8 protein-coding genes, 1 rRNA gene and 1 pseudogene are annotated in these 7,470 nt (G+C 71.8%); 9 read left to right on the forward strand and 1 reads right to left on the reverse strand.

Annotated elements, in window-relative coordinates:
- Positions 1-10: 10 nt before the first annotated feature.
- The 9 genes from rrf (at position 11) to E4099_RS25945 (ending at position 7,207) form a co-directional block, all read left to right on the forward strand.
- A 5S ribosomal RNA gene (gene rrf, locus E4099_RS25905) occupies positions 11-127 on the forward strand.
- 71 nt (positions 128-198) lie between these two features.
- Entirely contained in the window at positions 199-843 is a 645-nt protein-coding gene (locus tag E4099_RS25910) for an HAD family hydrolase (protein ID WP_135341534.1), read from the forward strand.
- Positions 844-992: 149 nt separating this feature from the next.
- The gene (locus E4099_RS25915) at positions 993-2,219 is read left to right on the forward strand and encodes an MFS transporter (protein WP_135341535.1); all 1,227 of its coding nucleotides are present in this window, start codon (positions 993-995) and stop codon (positions 2,217-2,219) included.
- Positions 2,188-3,360, forward strand: a complete 1,173-nt coding sequence (locus E4099_RS25920; RefSeq protein WP_135341536.1) for an acetoin utilization protein AcuC — start codon at positions 2,188-2,190, stop codon at positions 3,358-3,360. Before E4099_RS25915 ends, E4099_RS25920 begins: the two co-directional genes overlap by 32 nt.
- 137 nt (positions 3,361-3,497) lie before the next feature.
- Positions 3,498-4,313, forward strand: coding sequence for a phosphatase (locus E4099_RS25925; protein WP_135341537.1), 816 nt, complete (start codon positions 3,498-3,500; stop codon positions 4,311-4,313).
- Between the two features lie 127 nt (positions 4,314-4,440).
- Positions 4,441-4,650, forward strand: a complete 210-nt coding sequence (locus E4099_RS25930) for a helix-turn-helix domain-containing protein (protein WP_135341538.1) — start codon at positions 4,441-4,443, stop codon at positions 4,648-4,650.
- A gap of 142 nt (positions 4,651-4,792) precedes the next feature.
- Positions 4,793-4,891: a 30S ribosomal protein bS22 gene (locus E4099_RS25935; protein WP_003948845.1), complete on the forward strand. Its 99-nt coding sequence runs from the start codon at positions 4,793-4,795 to the stop codon at positions 4,889-4,891.
- A 205-nt stretch (positions 4,892-5,096) separates the two neighbouring features.
- Positions 5,097-6,143: an NAD-dependent epimerase/dehydratase family protein gene (locus E4099_RS25940; RefSeq protein WP_135341539.1), complete on the forward strand. Its 1,047-nt coding sequence runs from the start codon at positions 5,097-5,099 to the stop codon at positions 6,141-6,143.
- 14 nt (positions 6,144-6,157) lie between these two features.
- Positions 6,158-7,207 carry a lysophospholipid acyltransferase family protein gene (locus tag E4099_RS25945; RefSeq protein ID WP_135341540.1) on the forward strand — a complete coding sequence of 350 codons (1,050 nt, stop codon included), beginning with the start codon at positions 6,158-6,160 and terminating at the stop codon, positions 7,205-7,207.
- 22 nt (positions 7,208-7,229) lie between these two features.
- Here E4099_RS25945 and E4099_RS33200 read toward each other — a convergent pair.
- A pseudogene (locus E4099_RS33200) lies at positions 7,230-7,470 on the reverse strand (DUF5667 domain-containing protein); the annotation flags it as partial.

The following is a 7,470-nucleotide window of genomic DNA, read 5'->3' on the forward strand; positions in this document are numbered from 1 at the left end:
TTCATAGTGTTTCGGTGGTTATAGCGTTAGGGAAACGCCCGGTTACATTCCGAACCCGGAAGCTAAGCCTTTCAGCGCCGATGGTACTGCAGGGGGGACCCTGTGGGAGAGTAGGACGCCGCCGAACAAATTTTGACAGAAGCCCTGTCGGGAACTCCGGTTCCTGACAGGGCTTCTGTGCTTTGTAGGGTTGTGGTCATGCGCTACAACCTGGTCATCTTCGACAACGACGGTGTGCTCGTGGACAGCGAGCCCATCGCCAACCGTGTGCTCGCCGCCTACCTCACCGAACTGGGACACCCCACCACGCTCGAGGAGTCGATACGCGACTACATGGGCTCGGCCATGCACCGCATCCACGAGCTGATCCTGGAGCGCTATGGCCGCAGGCTGCCGGACGACTTCGACGACACCTTCCACGGCCGGGTGTTCGACGCCTTCCGCGAGGAACTCCAGCCCGTGCCCGGCGCGGCCGAGGTGCTGGAGAAGCTGCGGGCCGACGGCGTCCCGTACTGCCTCGCCTCCTCCGGTAGCCACGACCGGATCCGGGTGGCCCTGCGCAAGACCGGTCTGTACGAACTCTTCGGGGAGGAGCGCATCTTCAGCTCCCAGGACGTGGGCCGGGGCAAGCCGGCGCCGGACCTCTTCCTGCATGCCGCCCAGACCATGGGGACCCCGCCCGAGCGGTGTGCGGTGATCGAGGACAGCCCGCTGGGCGTCCAGGCGGCGCTGGCCGCCGGGATGGAGGTCCACGGCTACACCGCCATGACGCCTGCCGCCAAACTCGGCCAGGCCCACGCCCGGTTCGCCGACATGGCGGAGCTGCCGGCGCTGCTGGCCTGAGCGCCGCGGCGGCCTCCCGGCGACCGCCCGTTCGGCGACCGTCCCACCGTCGGCAGCAGCATCGGCGGTGGCTCGTCCGGCGGGCCGCCGGATATCGGTGCCGTCATGGATCTACCCACCGGTATGGGCGGGCCCTACGCTCCTCAGCCATGACAGATCCCCTTGCCCTGGGCTCCGTTCGGGGGCGTGCCCACCGGCATGGTCGGGCCGCGCTGGCCGTCGGCTTCTTCGTCCAGGGCGTGGTCTTCGCCCTGCTGGTCACCCGGATCCCGGCGATCCAGGACCGGTACGGGATCTCCGACGCGATGCTCCCGGTGTTCCTCGCCGCGGTGCCGGTGCTCGCCGGGGCGGGCAGTGTGGGCGCCGAGCTGCTGGTGCGGCGGTACCGGGCCGGGGTGGTGCTGCGTGCCGTACAGCCGGTCGTGGGGCTGGCGCTGCTGGCCGCGGGGTCGGGGCACGCGGTGTGGCAGCTGGGCGCCGCGCTCACCGTGTTCGGGCTGGCCGTGGGCGCCCTCGACGCCTCCATGAACATGCTCGGGGTGGGCCTCCAGGCCGCGTACGGGCGGAGCATCATGCTGGGCTTCCACGCCGCGTACAGCCTCGGTGGGATCATCGGCGCCTCGCTGGCCTGGTGGGGCGCGCACGAGGATCTGTCGCTGGCCGTCCTCTACGCGCCCGCGGTGGCGGTGCTGGTGCCGGTGGGGCTGGTGGCGGGGCACTGGTTCACCGAGGGGCCCGGGAGCCCCGCGTCCGACGGGGCGGAGCAGGAGGCCCGGCCGGTCGGCATGCGGATGCTGCTGCCGCTGTGCATGGTGATGGCCTTCGCCTATATCGGTGACTCCACGGTCTCCAACTGGAGCGCCAAGTACCTGGAGGACGTGCTGCACAGCTCGGAGCAGCTGGCCACCGTGCCGTACAGCGTCTACATGGCCACCACGCTGGTAGGGCGGGCCTTCGGCGATCTGGGGGTGCGGCGGTTCGGGGCGGTGGCGGTGGTCCGGACCGGGGCGCTGCTGAGCGCGGGCGGGTTCGCGGTGGTCGCGGCGGCGCCGGGGCCCTGGACGGGGCTGGCCGGGTTCACCCTGCTGGGGCTCGGGCTGTGCGTGGTGGTACCGCAGACCTTCGCCGCCGCCGGTCGGCTCTTCCCCCAGTCCGCGCAGAGCGCCATCGCCCGGCTCAATATCTTCAACTATGTGGGCTTTCTGGTGGGTTCGCCGCTGGTCGGCGCGCTGGGTGAGGCATGGAGCTACCGGGGCGCGATGCTGGTGCCGATGGTGCTGGTGCTGGCCATCGTGAGCCGCGCGCCGGCCTTCGCCGCGGGCGGGGGCCGATACGGTGACGGGCATGAGCGGCCGCGCGCAGTTGATGTGGGATGAGGCAGTCACCGGCTACGACTTCGGGCGCGGGCACCCGATGGACCCGGTGCGGCTGGCGCTGACCATGCGCCTGGTGGAGGCGTTCGGGCTGGACCGGGCGGTGTCGGTGGAGGCGGCCAAGCCGGCCGGGGACTCGACCCTGCGGCTGGTGCACCGGTCGGACTACATCGACGCGGTGCGGCGGGTCTCCGCCGACCCGCTGTCCGCCGACGGCTCCTATGGCCTGGGCACCGAGGACGATCCGGCGTTCGCCGGGATGCACGAGGTGTCCGCGCTGATCGCCGGGCAGTCGGTGGCGGCGGCCGAGGCGGTGTGGCGGGGCGCGGTCGAGCACGCGGTGAACTTCACCGGCGGGCTGCACCACGCCATGCCGGGCGCCGCCTCGGGGTTCTGCGTCTACAACGACGCCGCGCTGGCGGTGGCCCGGCTGCTGGAGCTGGGCGCCGAACGGGTCGCCTACGTGGATGTGGACGTCCACCACGGGGACGGGGTGCAGGCCGCGTTCTGGGACGATCCGCGGGTCCTGACCATCTCGCTGCACGAGCATCCGCGCACCCTGTTCCCGGCCACCGGCTGGCCGGAGGAGATCGGCGGGGAGGAGGCCCGGGGCCAGGCCGTGAACCTGGCGCTGCCGGCCGGCACCGGGGACGCCGGCTGGCTGCGCGCCTTCCACGCCGTGGTGCCGGAGCTGCTCGCCGCGTTCCAGCCGCAGGTGCTGGTCACCCAGCACGGGGCGGACACCCACTTCGAGGACCCGCTGGCGCACCTGGCGGTGAGCCTGGACGCCCAGCGGGCCGTCGCCGACAGCTGCCACCAGCTGGCGCACCGCTGCGCCCAGGGGCGCTGGGTGGCGCTGGGCGGCGGGGGCTACGCGGTGGTGGAGGTGGTGCCGCGCAGTTGGACGCAGCTGGTCGCCATCGCGGCCGGCCGGCAGCTGGCGCCGGAGACCGAGCTGCCCGAGGAGTGGCGGCAGGAGGTCTACCGGCTGACCCGGCTCAGCGCGCCGCGCCGGATGACCGACGGACGCACCCCGTCCTGGCGGGACTTCGCGGAGGGTGGATACGACCCCGCGGACCGGCTGGACCAGGCCATCCTCGCCACTCGCCGGGCCGTCTTCCCGTACCACGGGCTGATGCCCTGAGCCGGGGCGGAACCCCTGGGCCGCACCGGGCGGGCCTGTTGTTCTCATACCCGCGGTGTGAGCGGTGACTAGGCCGATCGTGGGGCGCGATCGTGTTCCCCGGCAGGCGTGTCGGCCGGTCCGCCAGCATCGGTGGGATGTTGAGCACGGGCGCCCTGCGCGCGCATCTGCTGGCCGCCCGGCTGGCCGGGCCGGTGGCCACCACCCGGGAGCGCAGCCTGCGCCGCTACCGGCTGTTCGCGGCGCGGGACCCGCGCGTACTGCTGGGCATCGAGCCCGACGGCGACTGGAGCCTGGCCGAGCTGCTCTGCCTGATGGGGGAGCGGTGCGGGGTCTCCCGCGACCCGGGGCACGTCTCGGGGCCCGAGGTGATCGATCCGGAGCGCACCATCGAGGCGCTGGACGCCTTCGCGGCGCGGCTGGGCGAGGCCGCGGCGGCCGGTGCGCCGGTACTGATCGGCACCGGCCACCCGCACCGACTCCTCGGCTTCTACGCCGCGTTGGCCGCCGCCCTGTCGTCGGCGGGCTGTCCTGTCCTCACCCCGGCGCAGGGCAGAAGCGTCGACATAACAACCCGGTTCGGGGTACGCACATACCAGTTGGGCTACGAGCGGGGCGTCGCGTTGGTGCGGGAGCCGGGCGCGCGGGAACCGGGTAGTGAGCCGGGCGTGCACAGCCACTCACCGCTGCCGGTGCGGCTCGCCCTGGCCGGTGCGGCACGGGCCGGATGGGGGTTGCCGAGGCTGGTGATCGGGGACCACGGTTGGGTCTGCGGTGCAGGTCAGCTGGGGTTTGAGGCGATGGGGCTGGCGGATGCGGATGATCCCGCGCCGTTCGTGGGGCAGGCGGAGGGGCGGTTGTCGGTCGTTGTTCCGCTTGATGACACCGTGCGCTCCGAGTACTACCAACCGCTTACTCGCTATGTACTCAATCGGGCGTGTCTGTCCCAGTAGGGCGGCGATCGCTACTCCTCTTCCTCACTCGCATCATCCGCCCCTAATCTGGGGAGGAACGCGCATGCGAGCAGGAGTCACCGGAGGGGAAGCCGGTGCCCGACATGTGCGGAAGGTCAGGTGTGACATGGCTGCTGGCGAACGGCCTCTGAATGAGGTTCAGTTTCTGACCGTGGCGGAGGTGGCCGCGGTGATGCGTGTCTCCAAGATGACCGTGTACCGCCTGGTGCACAGCGGTCATCTGCCGGCCATCCGGGTGGGCAGGTCCTTCCGGGTGCCGGAGCAAGCGGTGCACGAGTACCTCCGTGAGAGTTATGTGGGGGTTGAGTCCGCCTGACGACACCCCTCGGATTACGCCGTTCGCCCGGTGCCGGGTAGGCTGGCCCGATGTAGGTCGTGTGGGCTCGGACGCCCCGCACCGTGGGCTCCTCTTGCAAGCATGTGTGCAAGAGGGCGAATCGAAGTGAGCGAGGGTAGTCGTGGGCTCTGTTATCAAGAAGCGGCGCAAGCGGATGGCCAAGAAGAAGCACCGCAAGCTGCTCAAGCGCACCCGCGTCCAGCGCCGCAACAAGAAGTAAGCGGCACTGCGCAGGCCTCGCAGCCCTTCCACCAGCCCTGGTGGAAGGGCTGCGGTGCGTTTCGGCCCGGGCCGCCCGTTCGTCTCTCCGGCTTGAAACACCGGGCTCGGTGGCGCCGGGACATCACAGCGCAACACCGAGCCGATACGGTGTGCGGCACAGCCCGGCTCGGGTCGCGGGCGAGGTCGGAAGAGAGGCGCTGATCTTGGGGAAGATCGTGCTCGTCACCGGAGTCGCGCGCGGGCTCCCGGGCCGGTTCGTACGCCGGATGCTGCGCGAACCCGATGTCGACCGGGTGATCGGGGTGGACGCGGTGGAGCCCGAGCACGAGCTGGGCGGCGCCGAGTTCGTACGGGCCGACATCCGGCAGCCCGCCATCGGCAAGCTGCTCGCCGAGACGGGCGCGGACACCGTGGTCCACATGGACGTCAACGGCACCCCGCTGGGCTCCGGCGGCGGTCGCGGCACCGTCAAGGAGACCAATGTCATCGGCACCATGCAGCTGCTCGGCGCCTGCCAGAAGGCCCCCGCGCTGCGCCGGCTGGTGATCAAGTCCAGCACCAGCGTGTACGGCGGGGCCCCTCGGGATCCGGCCGTCTTCAGCGAGACCACCCCGCCCAAGTCGCTGCCCAGCGGCGGCTTCGCCAAGGACGCGGTGGAGGTCGAGGGCTATGTGCGCGGCTTCGCCCGGCGCCGCCCCGACGTGGCCGTCTGTGTGCTGCGCTTCGCCAACATCCTCGGGCCCTGCGCCGACTCCCCACTGGCTGAGTACTTCGCGCTGCCGGTGCTGCCCACCGTCATCGGCTACGACCCGCGGCTGCAGTTCGTCCATGAGGACGACGCCGTCGAGGTGCTGCGGATCGCCGCCGGCGAGCCCCGCCGCGCCACCGACAACAGCGGCACCTTCAACATCGCCGGCGACGGGGTGCTGCTACTGTCCCAGGCCGCCCGGCGGCTCGGCCGCCCCACCCTGCCGCTGCTGCTTCCCGCGCTCACCTGGACCCGCTCCGCGCTGCGCTTCACCGGGATCACGGACTTCTCCCCCGAACAGGTCCGACTGCTGACCCACGGCCGCGTGGTCGCCACCCGGCAGATGCGCGACACACTAGGTTTCCATCCGACGTACAGCACCGCCGAGGCCTTCGCGGACTATGTGCGCGACCGCGGTCCCGGGCTGCTCCCGCCCGAGGCCCTCGCCCGTAGCGTCGACCGGCTCGCCGCGATGCTGCCCACCGGCCGCGGCCAGAGTTGAGGAGCGCACCCAGCATGGCGGACGCCAAGGTCATCCCCTTCGGTGAGGAACCGCGGTCCCGGCGCAGGGCCGCCCGGCGCACCGACCGGGCAGACGCCGCGGAGCGGGCGGGCACAGGGCGGCCCGCGCTCAAGCCCGTGCCCGCGCAGCGCGAGGACCCGCCGGGCCCGGTGCCCGGAACGGTCCGTCCGGCGGACGAGGGGGAGGGCGCACGGCCCGCTGCGGGCGGCTGGGAGCGCAAGCTCGCCCAGGGCCTGAACTTCCTGCGCCGCCGGGTCACCGGCGAGTACGAGGTGGACGACTTCGGCTATGACGCCGAGCTCACCGAACAGGTGCTGATGTCGCTGCTGCGCCCGGTGTACGAGAAGTACTTCCGGGTCGAGGTGAAGGGCATCGAGAACATCCCGGACACCGGCGGCGCCCTGGTGGTCTCCAACCACTCCGGGGTGCTGCCGCTGGACGGGCTGATGCTCCAGGTGGCCGTACACGACCACCACCCCGCCGAGCGCAACCTGCGGCTGCTCGGCGCCGACCTGGTCTTCATGCTGCCGGTGGTCAACGAGCTGGCCCGCAAGGCCGGGCACACCCTGGCCTGCGCCGAGGACGCCCAGCTGCTGCTGGAGCGCGGCGAGGTGGTCGGGGTGATGCCGGAGGGCTTCAAGGGGCTGGGCAAGCCCTTCTCCCAGCGGTACAAGCTCCAGCGCTTCGGGCGCGGCGGCTTCGTGTCGACCGCGCTGCGCGCCAGGGTGCCGATCGTGCCCTGCTCGATCGTGGGCGCGGAGGAGATCTACCCGATGGTGGGGAACGCCAGGACGCTGGCCCGGCTGCTGGGCCTGCCGTACTTCCCGGTGACCCCGACCTTCCCGCTGCTCGGGCCGCTGGGGGCGGTACCGCTGCCGACCAAGTGGACCATCCAGTTCGGGGAGCCGATCCCCACCGACGGGTACTCGCCGGAGGCGGCGGACGACCCGATGCTGATGTTCAACCTGACGGACCAGGTGCGGGAGACCATCCAACACACCCTCTACCGGCTGCTGGTGCAGCGCCGGTCGGTCTTCTTCTGAGCCGCGCAGCCGCACAGGGCCGCTATCCGGTGGCCTCGCCCTTCTCCGGCGAGGTGTCTCCGCCGTTGAGGGTCAGGCCGGGCAGCAGCCCGGGCAGCAGCGGCGGGACGGTGATCTCCGGCTTGGCCGACTTCCCCGTGGACCCGGAGGTCGGCAGCGGCAGATCGCCCGTGCCGGGCGAGGGCAGCAGGCTGTCCGCACCGCCGATCAGCCCGTGCTGCTCCGGCTGCTGGGAGGCGGAGGGCGAGGAGCTGTGCCGGGGG

The organism is Streptomyces palmae (assembly GCF_004684805.1).
GTDB lineage: Bacteria > Actinomycetota > Actinomycetes > Streptomycetales > Streptomycetaceae > Streptomyces > Streptomyces palmae.